This is a genomic window from Paraburkholderia aspalathi (assembly GCF_905220735.1).
Lineage (GTDB): Bacteria > Pseudomonadota > Gammaproteobacteria > Burkholderiales > Burkholderiaceae > Paraburkholderia > Paraburkholderia aspalathi.
On the sequence record NZ_CAJNBA010000004.1, the window covers coordinates 49,311 to 66,321 of the forward strand.

The window sequence follows — 17,011 nt, forward strand, 5'->3', positions numbered from 1 at the left end:
GGCGACTTCGCGGCGATGAGACGTGGCCAATGGCACGGATGCCGTTTACGATGGCAGAATTCAGGGCGCGAATTTTTTTGGAGGTACCGAGACATGAGCACTGAGAATCAACTGCAGTTTGTCATTGAGCCGCACGCCAACGCTACCCCCGCTGACCAGATCGCCGCCAGGCTGGTCAACCCGGCGTTTGGGCGCGTCTTTTCCGATCACATGGTCACGATCCGCTGGACCGAGGGTACGGGCTGGCATGACGCCAAGGTCGAAGCCCGTCGTCCGTTCGAGATCGACCCAGCCTGCGCGGTGCTGCACTATGCGCAGGAGATTTTCGAAGGCATGAAGGCGTATCACGGTGAGGACGGCAAGATATCGCTATTCCGGCCGCAAGCTAACGCCAGGCGTTTCCGTGAATCGGCCGAACGCATGTCGATGCCGCAACTGCCCGAAGCCGCGTTCCTTGAAGCGGTCGAGAAGCTGGTTGACATCGACCGCGCATGGATTCCAGCCGCCGAAGGTGCGAGCCTGTACATCCGCCCGTTCATGTTCGCTTCGGAGAGCTTTTTGGGCGTGCGCGCAGCGCACGAGTACATCTTCTGCGTGATCGCCTGCGCGGTGGGTCCGTACTTCAAGCCCGGCAAATCGGCCGTCACCGTGTGGGTGTCGGATAAATACACGCGCGCCGCTTCGGGCGGTACCGGTGTCGCGAAATGCGGCGGCAACTACGCTGCGAGCCTGATTGCGCAGACCGAAGCGTCTAACAAGGGCTGCGACCAGGTCGTGTTCCTCGACGCCGCGGAACACAAGTGGATCGAAGAACTGGGCGGCATGAACGTGTTCTTCGTGCTGGACGATGGTTCGCTGCGCACCCCGCCCCTGTCGGGCACGATCCTGCCGGGCATCACGCGCGCCTCGATCATCGAATTGGCCGCGCGTGAAGGCATCGCTGTCGACCAGTCGCCGTACTCGTTCGAAGCATGGCAAGCGGACGCCGCCAGCGGCCGTGTTAAGGAAACATTTGCCTGTGGCACCGCGGCGGTCGTCACGGCGATCGGCGAGGTCCGTCATGCCGGCGGCGAGTTCAGGATCGGCGATGGTGGCGAAGGCCCCGTCACGCAACTGATTCGCACCAGGCTCACCGGCATACAGCGTGGCAGGATCGACGATCCGTTCGGCTGGGTCCATCACGTCGCCTGAGCGATTTGCCCGAATAATATGGGCTGGGTAATTTGTCTGACGCGCGCCGCCGGGAGACGCTGGACTACCACCGCAAGTAGAGCGGAGCAAATACAGCACCTATACCGGCGGTTATGACAATGCCCAGTACGTACCAGGTCCCCCAGAACGGTACGGACATCTCCGAGCAGTAAAGGGAGTACACGAGCGAACCTTGCGCGCCGGCGAGCAGCCCGGCGCCGGCGCCCGCCAGTGCCAGGCGGGTAGGTGCAAGCCCCTTCATGGCATGCATCACGGCGGCAAGTGAAGGCAGGGAGAGCAGCACGATATTCGCTGTGGCGACCCGCCATGTTGTGCCCAGCATCAGCTCCAGGCGATAGCCTGGCGGAGTCGCGATCAGCATGAGCGAGGCGACGAACAACATGGCAATGAATGGCAGTGTGACCGCGAACCATGCGAGCTTGACGGGTACGCCGGGGCGCCCAAGACGTCCGGCCAGTTTCAATGCGGTGATGAGTGTTGCCACCGGGAACGCGAGCCGTATCCAGAACATCGTCGTCAACAGCAATTCCGGCATGTCGCTGCGGATGCCGTAAATGATCACCAGCATCGCCATGCTGCCGGCAAGCCCCACGCTCAACGACCGATTGAGTCTCCTCGAAACGGAATTCGGCTCAATCGTCGTAAGACCATTCGTCAGCCTGAGTATCAGATCCGAAGTTCTCATGTTGTTCAGTGGGGAGGCCGACGATTCGACGAAAACTTCGGGTCAGGGTCTGAACGACCTGTCACCCAGCAGATAGTCAATGGATATCCGGCCTGGTCCCCAGGCTGCGATTCCCAATGCCATGGCTACCCAGGTGAGATGGATAGGCCAGCCGTCCGGCACCGTCAGCTCGATGATGCACGTCATCAGTATCAGGCCGGCTGCGGCGAACCGCGTTCCGAAGCCCAGCACGAGCAACACCGGGAATGTCACCTCACCGCAGCCCGACAAAAATGCAAACACGGCCGGAGCAGGAAACGGGTACGGGCCGCCTGGCAGATGCAACTGAAACTCCTGAGTGAACAGATCGATTGCCGTGTCGTTCAGTTGAAGGAAGCCATGCCATTTGAGAATGCCCGATTTCCAGAACGGTACGGCCAGCGCAATCCGAAGCACGAGTTGAACGAGCCACGGTTGCGCGAGGTTTTGGATCAGCCGCTTCGCCGCACCAATCGCAGATATCACTACGCCTGGAAATGGCAGTTTTGCCTGTTGAGTGTCCGGTGTCATCTTGATCAATCTCCATGTTGAATGGCAGAAAAAACGCCAGCCGAGATCATCCCTGCCATGTTGGCCTGGAGATCGAAGGAAGAGGTTTCGTCAAATGCAGCAGCGACCGCTTCGCCCAGTGAGGCGCCCGCGAGAAGGGTGATAAGGAACGTTGCACCGCCCGCCGGCAGACGCGAGACGATGACGTCCTGCTCCGGTCGTGTCACGAGTGCATCCTCGGGTTCGTTTGACCTTAGCGGGGACACAGGACCATCCGTGCGGTTCATCGCGAAGATTGCGACGGCCGGATAGCCTGAGCGCACGATCCGCGCCGCGGGGTGCGGTGTGAAACGCAATCCGGCCAGCGACGCGGGCTCGATATCTCCAAGCGCCTCGGTAGCGAGCACAGGCAGGTCCGCAGCGTGATAGGCATCCAGCCACGCACGCTCGACGCGCGCCGTATCCGCAAGCCACGGCATTTCGCTGGCATATTCGTAGGACTCGATGAAAGCAGGAAAATCCCGCCCGTACTCGAACAGTAACGGCGAAACGGGAGGCGTCTCGCGGATATGGAAACGGGCCATCGCCCTGAAGAAATCGACGCCGGTGATGCGCTGAATAGCGGGGTAGATCGCTGCCAGTGCGTCAATGAGGCTGACCGTGACGTTGTTGCGATAAACGTTGTAGCGCTTCACTACGCGCTTCCCTGGTGCGGCTACGAGGTCTTCAGGCGCTGCGATCGCTGGGTCTATCAGTCCCGGCGCAAACGCTGTGGCGTACTGGCACGAACGATTCTCAGACGTCATGGCTGAGCTCCTGTGCGAGTGACATTCCGTGCTCTGCCATGATTTGCCGTGCTGTCGTTGCCTGATCCCGCAACACGGGCCATGCGGGAAGATTGCTATCCCATTCGATCAGTGCCGGCCTCGGGCCAATCCGCGATACGACATGCCTATAGAGATTCCACACTGGGTCGGAGATGGCGCGGTCGTGGCTATCGATAAGCAGCAGTTCGTTTTCATCGTCGCGTTGCTCGCTGTGCCCGGCCAGATGTATTTCGCCCACGGCCTCAAGGGGCAATCCGTCAAGGTACGCTGCGGCGGAGAAACCATGATTGATTGCCGAAACAAAAACGTTATTGACGTCCAGTAGCAGGCCGCAGCCGGTACGCTGAACGACGGCCCCGATGAATTCGGTTTCGCTCATTGTCGACGACTCGAAAGCCACATAGGTCGACGGATTCTCAAGAAGCATGGGGCGTTTGATCGCGTGCTGAACCTGGTCGATGTGTTCGCACACATGCTCGAGCGTTTCTTTCGTGTACGGCAAAGGCAGAAGGTCGTTAAAAAACGTTCCGCCATGTGAAGACCACGCCAGATGCTCGGACACCAGCTTGGGTTCGTAGCGTGCAAGCAGATCGCGAAAGCGTGCGAGATGAGCAGCGTCCAGCGCATGAGGGCCGCCGATCGACATACACACGCCGTGAATGGAGATCGGGTAGTCCTCGCGGATAGTCGCTAGCGCGCGATGCGGAGGACCGCCAGCGCCCATATAGTTTTCAGCGTGGACTTCGAAGAAGCCGTCTTTCAACCCGTCCGCGAGAATCGCGGCAAGATGTTCATGCTTGAAACTGGTGCCGACAAACTGCCGTTCCGCAGCGGTCACACCGGAGGGGCAGCCGCGCTCGTCGATTCCGACTGGCGTTGTTCGGGTGAAATCGGTCATGGCCGCCCCCTTTCCTGTCGTCGTTTGCCGGATCAGGACTTCAGAGCGGTGAGGGAGCCATGGCCGCCACCCGGCACGGCGATGCTCGTGCAGGTGCCACCTTGAACGAACTTCCATGAGTTGCCCTGGAAATCCATTGCGGACGTACCTTGACACGTGGTGCCAGGACCGGCGGCACAATCGTTCTGCCCTTTCAGGGCGACGCCGTAGCACTTTTCCTTGTGAGCGGCGACCGCGGCGCTTGCCTCCGCGCTCGTCAGCGGTGCAGCGTGGGCGACGGATGCGAGCAGGCTCGCGACTACGCCGGCGAGGAGGGCGGAACTGACAGTGGCTTTAGCGGACATGGAATTTCTCCAGAAGTTGAGATAGAGGAGTACCCGTGCTGGATACATCATCTAATTCGTGGACTGGAGACGTCCGGTTACAGGCAAGTCATCTTTTTTTTGCTTTCGACTTGCGCGCAACGAAATCAAGCCGGTCGATCAACGAGAGGCCTGAGCATTCACCACCGAAGCAGTTTGGGACCCAGCACCGCTCCGAGCGCGACTGGAAGCAGCATGCCGACCACATACCAGATGCTCCAGAACGCAGGGTTCATCTCGGGGCAATGAAAGCAGTACGCGACCGTGGCGACTGAGCTTGCGAGCAGACCCGAGATGGCGCCGGCGAGCCGTAGACGGGTCGGCGCCAGTCCTTTGACAGCCCAGAAGATCGCAATGAAGCCTGGAACGGCCAGCAGAAGAATATTGAATGGGCATGTGCGCCAGGTCTGCCCGAGTATTGCGGGCAACCGCTCTTGCGGTGCGGCGCTGACGAGCACCGCTATGGCTGCAATCCAGACGATTACAACCGGTATAGCGATGACGGGCCATCCAGTTCCGACCTTGGCGCCGGGGCGCGCGAGCCGAACGGTTGCAATCAGGGCGCCGATTGCGAGGCACAGCGGAAACGCGAGTTTTTCCCAGAAGATTGCGGTTTTGGCGATGGTGCTCAGATCGGGGCGAATGCCAAATACGGCAGCCATCAACGCCGTCGCGCCAAGGGCGGCAACCGGCAATGAGATGCCGAACCGACGGGCCACCGTGCCGCTTTTTACGGGCGCTATGCCGGTCGAGAGCAATCCGACGAGGTCATCTGTTCTCATGCCATTCTCCGGACGTATGTGGCCAGAGCCTTGAGACCCCTATGGATGCTGACCTTGACGGCCGACTCCGATAGCCCCGTCAAGCGGGAGGCTTCGGCGACTGAAAGTCCCTGCAGCTTGACGTGCACGATCGAGAGCCGCTGCTTGTCCGGCAGGTGATCGAGCAGTTTCCCGATGTCGCGATGGGCATCGGTCGGTTCGTCGGCGGACTCGGCGAAAATGTCGTCGTGCTCGTCAAGGGGGTCATGCAGCGACTCCCGTCGCGCACGCGTTCTGAAGAAATCCATCAGTTTATAGCGCGCGATCGCGTGGACCCACGCGGTCAGAGGCTCATCCGGCCGGTATGTATGACGTGCATTATGCACGGCCAGCAGGATTTCCTGAACGAGATCCTCGACGTCATCGTGAAGTTGGGGAATCCGTTTGCGAAGATAGCCGCGCAGGTGACGCGTCAGTTCGGACAGAAACGCGCGGTACTCGGATGCGTCGCCTGCCAGGCCCGAGACGAACAACGTTTTCAGACGCTCCTCTGCGGAGTACACGGTCATGATGTTCCTGTGCGTTGCGTTCTCAGACCGCCTGATGCGCGCGTGCTGGCTGTCGTGCGGCACCAAAGCAGGTTTGCTAAGGCTCCAGGTTGTTTTAGATCGGATGATTTAGAATATCGCAACGTGTGTGACGTTGCAATCCCGACCGGGAAGACGTTGCGCGATGGCTGGAGTAAGCATGGTCCGACCACGGGAATTCGATGAAAATGCGGTCCTCGATGCAGCCGCCCACCAGTTCTGGGTCTATGGCTACGAGGCGACTTCTGTGCGGGATCTTGCGCAGTGCATGGACATTACGGGGGCGAGCCTCTACAACGCGTTCGGAGACAAACGTTCGCTGTTTCAGCGGGCGCTGACCCACTACATCGAAAATAGCTTCGGCGACCGGGTGTCGAGATTCGAGCGGAGCCTGCCGCCTCTTGATGCCATCAAGGCATTCTTTCGGGAAATCGTCGAGCGATCGGTCAGCGACAGGGATCGTAAGGGATGTCTGCTGGTGAATTCGGCACTTGAGGTTGCACCGCACGACGCCGGTTTCCAGACGATGATCGCCAACGTGCTGGTGGCGGTAGAAGCGTTTTTCCGGCGCTGTGTGCACGCGGGTCAGCAGGCCGGCGAGATTTCGACTGCCCAGTCTGCGGACGATCTTGCGCGCTTGCTGCTAGGACTCCATCTCGGCATACGGGTACTTGCCCGGACAAGGCCGGAACGTGCGCTGCTGGAGGGTGTTGTACGGCCCGCACTGGCGCTTCTCGAGCCCAACAAACTCGACTGACGCCTGCGTGTGCCTCAGCGGCCTCTCGCCAAGCCCTGGCCCGGCATCGAATTCGGCTTGAAGCGCGAACCGAGCCGATACCGCTTGCCGGGATGCACGAAGTGGGCGAGTGTCACCGGCGTGCCGCCGGTCCAGGTGCGACGCGTCAGCATCAAGCAAGGCTCGTCGGTTCGCATCTCGAGCAGCGCTGCCTGTTCAGGCGTCGGCAAACAGGCGTCGACGATATGCTCGATTTCCAGTTCGTAGTGGGACACGTTGTTGTAGAGATACTGCGATGGCGGCTCGGCCGTGAAATCCTGCGTGAGGAAATCCGGTGCGGCGGCGGGGTTCACATACCGGTCTTCGAACTGAATGGGCCGCCCGTTTTCCAGATGTACGCAGGTCAGATGAAACACCGGCGTATTCCTCGGCAGCCCGAACGCCGCGGCGACCTCGATCGAAGCGGCTTCGCGCACCAGCGTAATGACCTTGCACGCATATTCGTGCCCTCGCGAGCGAATCTCATCGCGAATATGAGCGATCATCAGCAGGTTCGACTGCGGTTTGCCTTCGGCGACAAACGTGCCGACGCCGGCCACGCGTTCGAGTTCACCCTCGGCGGTCAGTTCGCGCAATGCGCGATTGACCGTCATGCGTGCGACCCCGAACGCCGTCGCCAGATCGATCTCCGACGGGATGCGCTCGCCAACGCCCCATTCGCCTGCACGAACCTTGTCGCGTACAACGGCCTTGATCTGCTGAAACGGCGCACCGGGTTTTTGAGCCATATGTACTACCCTTCGATTCCGAATTGAGCGACACCGATTCTATTACGCTTTCAGTCTCGCCCAAGCGCCGCGAACAGCGCGCGCAGAAACATATCATTTTCCTCTTCGGTACCGACGGTCACGCGGACAAGGTCGTCCAGTTCGTATGCGCCGAGCGGCCGGACCACGATGCCGGCCTGCAGCAGCCGTTGGGCCACCGTTTTTGCGTCGTTCAGGCCAATCGCAATGAAGTTCGCGTGTGTAGGGATGAACGGAATGCCCTGACGCTCCAGCGCTTGGGTGATTTGCGCAATGCCTGCACGATTCAGACTCTGCGTGCGTTGCAGGAACACGCGATCGGCGAGCGCCGCCAGTGCCGCGCGCTGCGCGAGTGCATTGACGCTGAACGTCGGGCGGATTCGAGCAATGGCATCGACAAGATCGGGATGCATGATGCCGTAACCGACTCGCAGCGACGCTAACCCGTATGCCTTCGAAAACGTTCGCGCGACGACCAGTTGCGGATAACGCGCAAGCAGTGAAATCGAATCGGGGCGCAGCGTGGGATCGACGTAGTCGATATACGCTTCATCGAGTACCACGAGCGTATCGGGGCCGACCGAATCCAGAATGACTTCGATCTCTGTCGGGGACAGCAACGTACCCGTTGGATTGTTGGGGTTGCAGATGTAGACGAGGCGCGTTGCGGGGGTCAACGCCGCGCGCATCGCGGCAGGATCGTGACGGTAATCGGACGCCGGTACTTCGATTGCGGTGGCGCCGCGCGCCTTGATACTGATCGGATAGGCCTGAAATGCGTACTGCGAATAGAGGCCGGCGGTGCCGGTACGCAGACTCAACGCGGCGCACAGATCGATCAGTTCGTGAGACCCGTTCGTCACCGCGATGTGGTTGGCCGGCACACCATGATAGCGGGCAAGCGCGTTGCGCAGATCGAATGCATCGCTGTCCGGATAGCGCGCGAGAGCGGTATCCGCGCCGCTGAACTGCTCGGCCAACGCTTGCGCGACATGTGGGCTGCAGCCGAGCGGATTTTCATTCGACGCCAGTTTGATGATGCGTGCAAGACCATATTCGCGCGCAACCGATTGCTCGGAGCGGCCCGGTACATAGAGCGGCAACGCACGGATATGTGCGGGCACCGGTGCGTTTCTCACGGCGTCGTCCAACTCGCTTTTCGCTTCGCTCATGCGCTCACCTGTCCCTGTTCTGCGCGCCACACTATCGGAAACAGCGGGTGCGCCATCGGCGCGCCTTCGGCTAGCGTCTCGCGCAGACCTGGAAACTCCGGCGATGTGCGCCACGGGCGTGGCTGGTGACGGATATCGTCGCCGATAAAGCGCAGCGAAAACGCGCGGCGCCGACGGTTGCCACCAACGCCGCCCGAGGCATGCAACGTCAGCATATGAAAGCACACCATATCGCCAGGTTCGAGCTCCCAGCCAATGATCGGATACGCGTCGCGATTGCTTTCGATATCGGGCAAATCGGTCAGGCTGCCTTCGGGAAACCACTTCGCCTCGTTGGCAATGAACGTGCGCGGCATCAGCCATGGCCCGCGATGCGAACCTGCGACAAATTCGAGTGTTGATGCTCGCGCGACCGGATCGACGGGAATCCACATGCTGACGTTCTGGTCGCCGGTGATGTTGTAGTACGGCTGGTCCTGGTGCCACGGCGTGCGCTGGCGCGTGTTGGGCTCCTTCACTAGCAGATGATCGTGATAGAAACGGGCCGCTTCGCCGCCCATCAACGCTCCGGCAACGCTCGGCGCGGGCGACTCCATGATGAAACGACGATAACCGTCGTTATCCTGCCAGTTGCAGAAGTCTTCGAAAAACCAGCCTGGATCGTCCGGCCGGCTCGCCACTTTTGCACGCGGACTCGGTTGAGCGATGTTGTGGTCGATGGCCTCGCGCAACATCGCCAGTTCATCCTCGGAGAAAATGTTGCGAATACACACCGCGCCGTCGACGCGAAACGCCCGTACCAGATCGTCGGTCACCGCGCGCGCGACGCGCTGTTGAATGGTTTCAGACATCTCCGTTTCCTTTATATGTGATTGACATTGCACGCTGCTCACCGCTCAACTGCCCGAATGAAATCGGCGATGCGGCTGTTTCCTGTCGCACCGAGAATCGAGTCAGGGGTGCCTGACTCCAGAATGACGCCGTCGGCGACAAAATGAATCGTGTCGGCGAGCTTTCGCGCGAACGCCATCTCATGGGTAACGATGGCAAGCGTCAAACCCGCATCGGCAAGAGTGCGAATCGTGTCGAGCACGCCCGCGACAAGCTCCGGATCGAGTGCCGAAGTCGGCTCGTCGAACAGGACAACTTTCGGTTTCATCGCCAGTGCACGTGCAATCGCAACGCGCTGGCGCTGGCCGCCCGATAACTGATCAGGGTAGTAGCCAAGGCGATTACCGAGGCCAACCTGATGCAGGATCGCCGAGGCCTCACTGATGACTTCGTCGCGCTGGCGACGCTGCACGTGGATCGGCCCTTCGATCACGTTTTCGAGCACGGTGCGATGGGCGAACAGATTGAATTGCTGAAACACCATGGGCATCTTGCGCCGTGCGATGCGCAGTTGCGCTTCCGGCTTCGTGCGAAACGTGGCGCCATCCTGATGACAAAGCCGTTCGCCGTCGAAATGAATTTCACCGCCGGTCGGCATGTCCAGAAAATTGATGCAACGGAGCAGCGTGGACTTGCCCCCGCCACTCGGGCCGATGAAGAAACTAACCTCGCCGGGCCGAATACGCAGGTCGATGCCTTTGAGCACCCGTACCGCGCCGAAGGATTTTTCGAGCGCGCGCACTTCGAGAATAGACGTTGAAGGATTCGCCGTCCCGTTCAGATCAGGTTTCAAGATTGGGCTCCGTGCTCGCCGCGCCGGCCTTGCTTGCGGGAATCTGTGTCGACACGCGCTTGCCGCCGCGGTGTACCGGGGTGAACTTCTGCTCGATCCATCGCACGCCGCGTGCCGCAGCAAAGCTCATCGCGAAGTAGATGATCGCCACCATCAGATAGACCTGCATGCTCATGAAGGTATCGGCGATCACAATCGTGCCGTGCCTCAGCAATTCGTTGACCGCGATGAACGACACCAACGACGAATCCTTCAGCAACGAAATGAAATAACCGCCGATCGTGGGGAGCGCAACCTTCAGCGCTTGAGGAAGAATCACCCGCCGGTAGATCATCGTGTGCGACATGCCGATGGTCAGTCCCGCTTCACGCTGGCCGTTGTCTACCGCCTGGATCGCCGCGCGGAACACTTCCGAAAGATACGCGCCGAGGTTCAGCGCGAGGCCGAGCACGCCCGCCCAGAATCCCGGCAAGGTCAAGCCGACCTGCGGCAACGTGAAGTAGATCACCAGCAACTGAACCACCAGCGGTACGTCGCGCCAGATCTCGACATAAGCGCGCAGCAGCCAGTCAAGCCAGCGCCGTGACGACAGCCGGCCTAGCGCGACCGCGAGGCCGAGCGCAATCGCACACGTCATGCTGATGACCGACAGTTCGATCGTCACCCACGCGCCCTTCAGCAGGAACGGAAAGTAGCGCGGAATCAGCGTAAAGAAGAACTCGCTCATGATCGGCGCGATTACTTCGTCAGCACCGCTTGCTCCGGCGACCATGCACCGTACTTCGTCAGGATCTTCTGGCGCGTGCCGTCCTGATCCATCGATTGCAGCGCGCCATTGATCGCGGTGAGCAGATCGCTGCATTCTGCGCGAACCGCCGCGGCACTCGTGCCGAATTTATAGTTCGCCTTGTTCTCGGCGTCGACCCATTCGGGCTTCGGGTGGTAGTAGATCGGCTGACCGACAACGCGCAGATTTTTCATCTTCTCGCGTTGGCCGAGCAGGGTGCCCTGATCGAGCAGCACCGCGTCGACTTGGCCGTTTTGCAACGCCATGAATGGCTCGCCGAACGAATTGAAGTCCATGACTTCGCCGATCTGGCCTTCGGTCGCGAGCCGGTGCGCGTTCACCGAATCGTTGGTGCCGAGTGTTGTGGCAACCTTCCGGTTCTTCAGATCTGCGAACGACTGGATCGGCGAATCGGTTTTGACAATGATTTCGTCGTAGAGCAGGAAGTAGGGCCGTGAGAAACGCACGTTGGCGCTCTGGATGCGCTCCTGCGTGGCCGACATCGACGAGAAGATGATGTCCCAGCGCTTCGATTTCAGCCCGGGAATCAACGTGCTCCATTCGGTGACGACGAAGTCCGTCTTCGGCACGCCGATGCGCTTGCCCACTTCCTTCAGCATATCGGCCTCGAAGCCGCCGTAGCTGCCGTCCTCGTTTTGCCAGACGAAAGGGCGGGTACCCATCAGGCCGTTGCCCGCTGTCAGGACACCGCTCGTCTTCACGTCGTCCAGACACCCCGCGGCGACTGGAAATGCGGAGCTGAACAGGACGGCGGCGGCACATAACGCGATCAGACGATTCATGGCGAACACTCCGTGCAGAAAGGGAACGGCTGGGGAAACGTTGTGCGCGTCCGCGATACCTCGATGAAACCCCTTCGCGATGCGGTCTAGACCGGACTATACTGCAACAAAAAAAATAGCCAAGCTTTTTTTCGGCGTCGATAACGGAGGGAAAGTCGGCACTCGCACATCAGGTTTGTGGCCTGAGTGCAAATCGGAGGGGGAGGGTGTGAACGTTCTTTCGGCGCTGGAATCGCGTTGCGCGATTAGCCGATCGCTCGTGGTGAGACGACGTGACGTATGTGCAACGCGATGCGCTGCCCGAATCCGATGGCGAGCGATTCAGAGATCGGGATTCGGAGTCAGGAGACTGCGCCCGAACCGTACTTGCCCACCAGCAGCTCGCCGCTGGCGAACCGGTCGAGCGCATAGGGTGAGAGAGAAACATCCGTGGGTAGACCGAGCGCATACTGCGCGAGGACCTTGCCGATGCCCGGTGACAGCTTGAAGCCGTGCCCCGAGAAGCCAAAGCCGACAATGAGTCCGTCGATATCGCCGACCTTGCCTAACACCGGATTCCAATCGGGCGTCACGTCGTACACACCGGTCCATGACGAAGCGAGACCAGCGGCCTCATAAGCCGGAAAGCGTTCCGCCACCTGAGCGCCGACTTCGGCGACATAGTCGAGCGAGATATCGCCCTGTTCGGTTTCCGGCGAGTTCAACGTTTCGCCGACCACACCTTCTGACACGAGCATCTGACTGCCGCCATAGCTGCGGTAATAGAGCATGCCGTCCGAACCCAGGTCCTTGAACGCGGGCATCTTGAACGAATACGCTGCGCCGTCGCATTCAAGCGCGAGCACCGTATGACGCTCCGGCTTGACCGGCAGCGGCACACCGATCCAGCCGGCGAGTTCCGGCGTCCAGATGTTCTGCGTGCTGATCAGCGTGCCGCAGCTGAAGTTACCCGCGCTGGTTGCGACCCCGGTGATCCGGCGTCCTTCGCGCACGAGCCCCATAACCGTCACGCCTTCCATGATCTTGACACCGCGTCGGCGCGCAGAGCGGGCGAAGCCGGTCGCCACCAGATAGGCATCCGCAAAACCCGCCTCAGGTTCATAACCGATCAGCGCGGCGTCGTCGAAGTTCGCAATCGGCAGGCGCTCGTGCGCCTCAGCTTTGTCGAGCAGTTGCACTTCGATGCCCATATCCTGCTGCGCGGCGAGCGAGGCGCGCAGCGGCTCCAGCTTGTCGCCGTCGGGCGCGCAGATCAGATAGCCGCACTTGACGAGACCACAGGACGCTTCGTCGTCGCCGAGATAGTCAGCGAAATTATTGAATGCCCACCACGAAGAGCGCGCGAGTTCCACGTTCTGGCGCACCGAATAGTGCGTGCGCAACAGGCCGGACGACTGTGACGTGGTGCCCGCGCCGATCGTGCCCTGTTCGATAACCAGCACGCTTTGCGCGCCCAGTGCGGCGAGATGATGGGCGACCGACGCGCCGATGACGCCAGCGCCAATCACGATGAAATCGTAGTGGCTCATGTGGACCTCTGTGTAGGCAATGAGGCGAATTCTAGGAAAACGTTGGCCGCGCCAATTTTGTATTAGGCAAACTTATGGCGAGCCAATGCAATTTCTCATCCTGTGCAGCAAGCCTGCGAACCTCGGCACCGAGCCGCGCGTACCGCACAGGATGACCTGCATGTCACCCATGCGAGCGGAGCATCTCATGAGACGAACCCCGACCCCGATCGATCTGCGCGCGTTGCAGGCGTTTGTGGCTGTCTGCGACAGCGGCTCGATGACGGGCGCGGCGAAGCAGCTCGGCGTGAGCCAGAGCGCCATCAGTCAATCGATTGCCGCGCTGGAGCGAGATCAGGGCCTGACGCTGTTCGATCGCGAGAGCCGTCCGCCGCGCCCGAATGTAGCGGGGCGCGCGTTGCTGGAGTTGGCAGGGCCGTTGATCGAACACGCGCAGATGGTGAGCGCGCGGATCGGCGATGCCTCGCATACCGGCAAGATGCCGGTGCGCCTGGGTTGCGTCGATTCGTTCGCGGCCACTGTCGGGCCGGAATTGATTCGTGCGGTGTCGAATTCAGAGCGGCAGATTTCGATGTGGTCCGGTCTCACGCCGGGCTTGAGCAAGCAGTTGCACGACCGCGAACTGGATATCACGATCTGCACGCAGACCACGCTGAGCGACCCACGGATCGTCGAAGTGCCGCTGTTTTCCGAGGCATTCGTGGTGGTGGTTGCGCGCAGCCAGTTGAACGGACGCCGCAATATCGACTGGCGCACACTTGCGCTCGAGCTGCCGCTGATCCGCTATACGGCGCGCTCGGTGATCGGCCAGCAGATCGAACGTTTCGTGCGGCATCTGGGTATTAACAGTCCGCGGCGTTACGAGTTCGATGCGACCGATCCGCTGCTGAGTCTGGTGGCCGCGCGGGCGGGGTTCGCAATTTCGACGCCTTTGTGTCTGTGGCAGGCGCGGCACTATCTGGACGATATCGCAGTGATGCCGTTGCCGCCGAGCCGCCTCGGGCGGCGCGATTTTTTTCTGCTGCATCGCCAGGGCGAGTGGGAACAGTTCGCCGGCGACATCGTCATGCTGACGCGCGGTGTGCTGGACAACGCGATTCAACCGTCGCTCGCGCGGGCGCTACCCGATCTGCCGGACGATGCATTGCGCTGATTCAGGCGCCATAGCACGCGTTTGTATAAGCGTTGCTTTTAACGCTGCTTAACCGCCCACCTCGTTTTTGTGCAAAGTCGCACCAGTCACAGCGACGATGTGCACCGGAGTCAGGCTGATGAACCTTTCAGCATCGAAATCAGGAACGACGCATGGCGCCCAAAGCGTTTATTGGTGGGAATCTTTGATTCACTCAGATAAACATGGCACAAACGTTGCATTGTTAAAGGCATTGACTGGGACGGCCGCGGCGAGCGATCAGTCAGCTGCACTCGATTGCGGATAGACAAAGATCGACAGGAATTGAATGGGCGTCTTGATCAGGCGTTCCGGACCGTGCGGTATCTCGCCCTGGAAAGTGAGCGTGTCGCCAGGATGAAGAATGTAGGTTTGCTGACCGTGACGGTATTCGATCACGCCCTTGAGCATGTGAATGAACTCGGTGCCCGGATGCTGAAACACGGGAAAGCGTTCGGCTTCGTCCTCCATCGTAATCAGGAAGGGTTCGAAAAGCTTACGAGGACCTTGGTCATAGGCAAGCAGGTGATAGGTGTGGCCGCTTTTGGTGCCCTTGCGAACCACTTCCATGCCACTGCCTTTTTTGACGAGCTGTGCACCGCCTTGTGGCACGTCGAAATTGCGAAACAGCATGGAGAGCGAAACGCCGAGCGCCTGTGCAATGCGGTTGAGGACCTCGAGACCTGCGGAAGTCTGCGCGTTTTCGATCTTCGAGAGCATGCCGCGGCTGATGCCGGCCTGAGCGGAAACCTGAGCGATGGTCAGACCGTGGCGCTGGCGTAATTCGCGAATGGTGTTGCCGAGATAGCGTTCAAGCGGCGTTTTATTATCTTCACCGATTTGCATGTAAGCCTCACGTAAAACGAAAGCGTAGCAGATTGCAGCGCTGAGTCACGCGCAAAGAGTTTCACAAAAAGAATCTTTGTTTCTCACCAATAAAATATCCGACCGATTGAAAACAGGCTCGAAGCGCGGCACAAGCGGCGTTCGGGAGCGTGTTGCGCAACCCGGTCACACGCGCTGCGTGTGGCTTTCCAAACCACGAAAGATGCAGTTGCAAGGAGTGGCGATGAACCTGAACGATGCGAGCAAGCTGCCGGTCAACGAGCTCGGATGCGTGCCCCGCTTCGGCTCGGCGGAAGAGGCGCAGGCGTATCTGACGCAGCAGGGCGTGAAGTACGTGCTGGCGCAGTTTGTCGATATTCACGGCGTGGCCAAGGCGAAGTCGGTGCCGGTCAGTCATCTGAAGAGCGTGTTGACGGCGGGTGCCGGTTTCGCGGGGTTTGCGATCTGGGGAGTAGGGATCGAGCCGAACGGTCCCGACTATATGGCCGTCGGCGATCTGGCGACGCTCACGCCGGTGCCGTGGCAGCCGGGCCTGGCACGGATCGTCTGCGACGGTCATGTGGATGGCGAAGCATGGCAATACGATTCGCGCGTGACCTTGAAGAAACAGGTCGCACGGATGACCGAGCGCAGCTGGACGCTTTTCACAGGTCTGGAGCCGGAATTCTCGCTGCTGCGTCGTTCGGCGTCCGGCACGCTTGAGCCATGCGATCCGAGCGATACGCTCGCCAAGCCGTGCTACGACTACAAGGGACTCTCGCGTACGCGCGTCTTCCTGGAAACGCTCACCGAATCGATGCGCGCGGTCGGCATCGACGTCTATCAGATCGATCACGAAGACGCGAACGGTCAGTTCGAAATCAACTACACGTACACCGATTGCCTGACCTCGTGCGATCACTACGTGTTCTTCAAGATGGCCGCCTCCGAGATCGCCAATGAACTCGGCATGATCTGCTCGTTCATGCCGAAGCCGTTCGCGAATCGTCCCGGCAATGGCATGCACATGCATATGTCGATAGGCGACGGCGAACGCAACCTGTTCTCCGACAAGAGCGACAAGCTCGGCATGGGCCTGTCCACGCTCGGCTATCAATTCACCGCTGGTTTGCTCGCGCACGCGCCCGCGCTGGCCGCGCTGTGCAATCCGACGGTGAACTCGTACAAGCGCCTCGTGGTTGGCCGCTCGCTGACAGGCGCAACGTGGGCGCCGGCCTACATCAGCTACGGCGACAACAACCGTTCGACGATGGTGCGCATGCCCGGCGAGCGCATCGAGTTGCGTTTGCCGGATGGCGCATGCAATCCGTATCTCGCGACGTCGGCTGTGATTGCCGCGGGGCTGGACGGCGTTGACCGTGGTTTGTCGCCGGGCGAACCGGCTAACGAGAATCTCTACGAGTGGTCGCCCGCGAAACTCTCCGAACACGGCATCGGCGTGCTGCCGCAAAACCTCGAGCAGGCGCTCGACGCGCTGGAAAGCGACCGCGTGATCTGCGACGCGCTCGGCCCGGTTGCCGATGAATTCCTCAAGCTCAAGCGGATGGAGTGGCTCGAATACATGCGCCACGTTTCGGACTGGGAACTGAAGACCTACCTCGAATTTTTCTAAGGAGA

19 protein-coding genes are annotated in these 17,011 nt (G+C 60.3%); 4 read left to right on the forward strand and 15 right to left on the reverse strand.

What is annotated here, in order from left to right:
• Positions 1–93: 93 nt before the first annotated feature.
• Positions 94–1,191, forward strand: coding sequence for a branched-chain amino acid aminotransferase (locus tag KHO30_RS23015; protein WP_211702448.1), 1,098 nt, complete (start codon positions 94–96; stop codon positions 1,189–1,191).
• Between the two features lie 64 nt (positions 1,192–1,255).
• Here KHO30_RS23015 and KHO30_RS23020 read toward each other — a convergent pair whose 3' ends face one another.
• From KHO30_RS23020 to KHO30_RS23050, 7 genes are all read right to left on the reverse strand, one after another.
• A complete protein-coding gene (locus tag KHO30_RS23020; RefSeq protein WP_200653174.1) occupies positions 1,256–1,897 on the reverse strand; it encodes a DUF1109 domain-containing protein in 642 nt (213 codons plus the stop codon).
• 42 nt (positions 1,898–1,939) lie between these two features.
• Positions 1,940–2,446 (reverse strand): DoxX family protein, encoded by a 507-nt coding sequence (locus KHO30_RS23025; RefSeq protein WP_093635322.1) that lies wholly within the window; start codon positions 2,444–2,446, stop codon positions 1,940–1,942.
• 5 nt (positions 2,447–2,451) lie between these two features.
• Positions 2,452–3,231, reverse strand: coding sequence for an HvfC/BufC N-terminal domain-containing protein (locus KHO30_RS23030; protein WP_211702449.1), 780 nt, complete (start codon positions 3,229–3,231; stop codon positions 2,452–2,454).
• Positions 3,221–4,150 (reverse strand): MNIO family bufferin maturase, encoded by a 930-nt coding sequence (gene bufB / locus KHO30_RS23035; protein ID WP_211702450.1) that lies wholly within the window; start codon positions 4,148–4,150, stop codon positions 3,221–3,223. Before bufB ends, KHO30_RS23030 begins: the two co-directional genes overlap by 11 nt.
• 32 nt (positions 4,151–4,182) lie before the next feature.
• On the reverse strand, positions 4,183–4,494 hold the full coding sequence (locus KHO30_RS23040) for a BufA1 family periplasmic bufferin-type metallophore (RefSeq protein WP_054041172.1): 312 nt from the start codon (positions 4,492–4,494) through the stop codon (positions 4,183–4,185).
• 158 nt (positions 4,495–4,652) lie between these two features.
• Complete coding sequence (locus tag KHO30_RS23045; RefSeq protein WP_200621263.1) at positions 4,653–5,294, reverse strand: DUF1109 domain-containing protein; 642 nt, start codon at positions 5,292–5,294, stop codon at positions 4,653–4,655.
• A complete protein-coding gene (locus KHO30_RS23050) occupies positions 5,291–5,842 on the reverse strand; it encodes a sigma-70 family RNA polymerase sigma factor (protein WP_211702815.1) in 552 nt (183 codons plus the stop codon). Before KHO30_RS23050 ends, KHO30_RS23045 begins: the two co-directional genes overlap by 4 nt.
• A 178-nt stretch (positions 5,843–6,020) precedes the next feature.
• Here KHO30_RS23050 and KHO30_RS23055 point away from each other — a divergent pair, with 178 nt between their 5' ends.
• Positions 6,021–6,617, forward strand: coding sequence for a TetR/AcrR family transcriptional regulator (locus KHO30_RS23055; RefSeq protein WP_211702451.1), 597 nt, complete (start codon positions 6,021–6,023; stop codon positions 6,615–6,617).
• 14 nt (positions 6,618–6,631) lie between these two features.
• On the opposite strand, the gene hutC is transcribed toward KHO30_RS23055, so the two are convergent.
• The 7 genes from hutC to KHO30_RS23090 form a co-directional block, all read right to left on the reverse strand.
• Positions 6,632–7,384, reverse strand: a complete 753-nt coding sequence (hutC, locus tag KHO30_RS23060) for a histidine utilization transcriptional repressor HutC (RefSeq protein WP_211702452.1) — start codon at positions 7,382–7,384, stop codon at positions 6,632–6,634.
• Positions 7,385–7,434: 50 nt separating this feature from the next.
• The gene (hisC, locus tag KHO30_RS23065; RefSeq protein WP_211702453.1) at positions 7,435–8,574 is read right to left on the reverse strand and encodes a histidinol-phosphate transaminase; all 1,140 of its coding nucleotides are present in this window, start codon (positions 8,572–8,574) and stop codon (positions 7,435–7,437) included.
• Positions 8,571–9,425: a phytanoyl-CoA dioxygenase family protein gene (locus KHO30_RS23070; RefSeq protein WP_200621259.1), complete on the reverse strand. Its 855-nt coding sequence runs from the start codon at positions 9,423–9,425 to the stop codon at positions 8,571–8,573. The genes hisC and KHO30_RS23070 overlap by 4 nt, the downstream gene beginning before the upstream one ends.
• A gap of 38 nt (positions 9,426–9,463) precedes the next feature.
• Positions 9,464–10,258 (reverse strand): amino acid ABC transporter ATP-binding protein, encoded by a 795-nt coding sequence (locus KHO30_RS23075; protein ID WP_244179388.1) that lies wholly within the window; start codon positions 10,256–10,258, stop codon positions 9,464–9,466.
• Positions 10,248–11,030, reverse strand: coding sequence for an amino acid ABC transporter permease (locus KHO30_RS23080; RefSeq protein WP_211702454.1), 783 nt, complete (start codon positions 11,028–11,030; stop codon positions 10,248–10,250). Before KHO30_RS23080 ends, KHO30_RS23075 begins: the two co-directional genes overlap by 11 nt.
• Positions 10,997–11,848 carry a substrate-binding periplasmic protein gene (locus KHO30_RS23085; protein WP_211702455.1) on the reverse strand — a complete coding sequence of 284 codons (852 nt, stop codon included), beginning with the start codon at positions 11,846–11,848 and terminating at the stop codon, positions 10,997–10,999. Before KHO30_RS23085 ends, KHO30_RS23080 begins: the two co-directional genes overlap by 34 nt.
• A 341-nt stretch (positions 11,849–12,189) precedes the next feature.
• The gene (locus KHO30_RS23090) at positions 12,190–13,377 is read right to left on the reverse strand and encodes an NAD(P)/FAD-dependent oxidoreductase (RefSeq protein WP_211702456.1); all 1,188 of its coding nucleotides are present in this window, start codon (positions 13,375–13,377) and stop codon (positions 12,190–12,192) included.
• Positions 13,378–13,564: 187 nt separating this feature from the next.
• Between KHO30_RS23090 and KHO30_RS23095 the strand changes: the two genes are divergently transcribed.
• Positions 13,565–14,530 (forward strand): LysR family transcriptional regulator, encoded by a 966-nt coding sequence (locus tag KHO30_RS23095; RefSeq protein ID WP_093635387.1) that lies wholly within the window; start codon positions 13,565–13,567, stop codon positions 14,528–14,530.
• A gap of 258 nt (positions 14,531–14,788) precedes the next feature.
• Here the strand turns inward: KHO30_RS23095 and KHO30_RS23100 are convergent, their stop codons facing one another.
• Complete coding sequence (locus tag KHO30_RS23100; protein ID WP_200621255.1) at positions 14,789–15,394, reverse strand: helix-turn-helix domain-containing protein; 606 nt, start codon at positions 15,392–15,394, stop codon at positions 14,789–14,791.
• A gap of 223 nt (positions 15,395–15,617) precedes the next feature.
• Here KHO30_RS23100 and glnT point away from each other — a divergent pair, with 223 nt between their 5' ends.
• Complete coding sequence (gene glnT, locus KHO30_RS23105; RefSeq protein ID WP_211702457.1) at positions 15,618–17,006, forward strand: type III glutamate--ammonia ligase; 1,389 nt, start codon at positions 15,618–15,620, stop codon at positions 17,004–17,006.
• The last annotated feature ends 5 nt before the right edge of the window (positions 17,007–17,011 follow it).

Coding starts and splice junctions, on each gene's coding strand:
- KHO30_RS23040 (WP_054041172.1), bottom strand. CDS start 4,494: ATGTCCGCTAAAGCCACTGTCAGTTCCGCCCTCCTCGCCGGCGTAGTC.
- KHO30_RS23100 (WP_200621255.1), bottom strand. CDS start 15,394: ATGCAAATCGGTGAAGATAATAAAACGCCGCTTGAACGCTATCTCGGC.
- KHO30_RS23025 (WP_093635322.1), bottom strand. CDS start 2,446: ATGACACCGGACACTCAACAGGCAAAACTGCCATTTCCAGGCGTAGTG.
- KHO30_RS23070 (WP_200621259.1), bottom strand. CDS start 9,425: ATGTCTGAAACCATTCAACAGCGCGTCGCGCGCGCGGTGACCGACGAT.
- KHO30_RS23020 (WP_200653174.1), bottom strand. CDS start 1,897: ATGAGAACTTCGGATCTGATACTCAGGCTGACGAATGGTCTTACGACG.
- glnT (WP_211702457.1), top strand. CDS start 15,618: ATGAACCTGAACGATGCGAGCAAGCTGCCGGTCAACGAGCTCGGATGC.
- KHO30_RS23090 (WP_211702456.1), bottom strand. CDS start 13,377: ATGAGCCACTACGATTTCATCGTGATTGGCGCTGGCGTCATCGGCGCG.
- KHO30_RS23085 (WP_211702455.1), bottom strand. CDS start 11,848: ATGAATCGTCTGATCGCGTTATGTGCCGCCGCCGTCCTGTTCAGCTCC.
- KHO30_RS23045 (WP_200621263.1), bottom strand. CDS start 5,294: ATGAGAACAGATGACCTCGTCGGATTGCTCTCGACCGGCATAGCGCCC.
- KHO30_RS23055 (WP_211702451.1), top strand. CDS start 6,021: ATGGTCCGACCACGGGAATTCGATGAAAATGCGGTCCTCGATGCAGCC.
- hutC (WP_211702452.1), bottom strand. CDS start 7,384: ATGGCTCAAAAACCCGGTGCGCCGTTTCAGCAGATCAAGGCCGTTGTA.
- bufB (WP_211702450.1), bottom strand. CDS start 4,150: ATGACCGATTTCACCCGAACAACGCCAGTCGGAATCGACGAGCGCGGC.
- KHO30_RS23095 (WP_093635387.1), top strand. CDS start 13,565: ATGAGACGAACCCCGACCCCGATCGATCTGCGCGCGTTGCAGGCGTTT.
- KHO30_RS23080 (WP_211702454.1), bottom strand. CDS start 11,030: ATGGTCGCCGGAGCAAGCGGTGCTGACGAAGTAATCGCGCCGATCATG.
- KHO30_RS23050 (WP_211702815.1), bottom strand. CDS start 5,842: ATGACCGTGTACTCCGCAGAGGAGCGTCTGAAAACGTTGTTCGTCTCG.
- hisC (WP_211702453.1), bottom strand. CDS start 8,574: ATGAGCGAAGCGAAAAGCGAGTTGGACGACGCCGTGAGAAACGCACCG.
- KHO30_RS23015 (WP_211702448.1), top strand. CDS start 94: ATGAGCACTGAGAATCAACTGCAGTTTGTCATTGAGCCGCACGCCAAC.
- KHO30_RS23030 (WP_211702449.1), bottom strand. CDS start 3,231: ATGACGTCTGAGAATCGTTCGTGCCAGTACGCCACAGCGTTTGCGCCG.